Annotated in this window: 1 pseudogene; it reads left to right on the forward strand. The window is 81.2% G+C overall.

Going from position 1 to position 627, the window contains the following annotated elements:
- Positions 1–207 (forward strand): annotated as a pseudogene (locus KUM32_RS39740) (gamma-glutamyltransferase); the annotation flags it as partial.
- Between the last annotated feature and the right edge of the window lie 420 nt (positions 208–627).

Raw genomic sequence — 627 nt, forward strand, 5'->3', positions numbered from 1 at the left:
CTGGAACCCGGCCTGTGGAACAGCCCCCTGCGGGCCGAACTCGAAGCGCTCGGGCACCGGTTCACCAAGAACCGGGAGATCGGCGCCGCCACCGCCGTCCAACGCCTGCCCGACGGGCGTTGGTTGGCCGCGGCCGAGACGAACCGGCGCGGCGGCGGCTCGGCCCAGGTGGTCTTCCCGCACGGGACGGCGCCTCACGGGCGCTGACGCCACCGGCGGCGGCGCCGGCCGACGACCCCCGGCCGGCGCCGCCCGCCCGTGACGCCCGACCGGACCGGCCCCGCGCGCGTGCTCCGTACGCGCCGGGCGCCGGCCGGCCGCCCCGGCACCGCTCCGCGACCGCCGTACGACGTAGCCGCCCCGCACCGGGGCCGGAAGTCGCCCCGCGCCAGGGGCCACGGCGTGTCGGGCCACGCCGGACGGGGGAGTGGGGGGCACCCCGCCCGGCGCGACCCGGCGCGCGCTCGCTGTTCCTGCCACCGTCGCCCTCGCGGCCCCGTGCCGCGGCCCGTGCCCCACGGCGCGCCGGTGCCACGACGGAGGGGGAGGGATGAGGCGCCCCAACGACCCCGAACCGGCCGCCACGGCCGATCCGGCCGGGCCCGTCGATCCGGCGGGGCTGACCGA

Source organism: Streptomyces sp. AC627_RSS907, assembly GCF_019049165.1.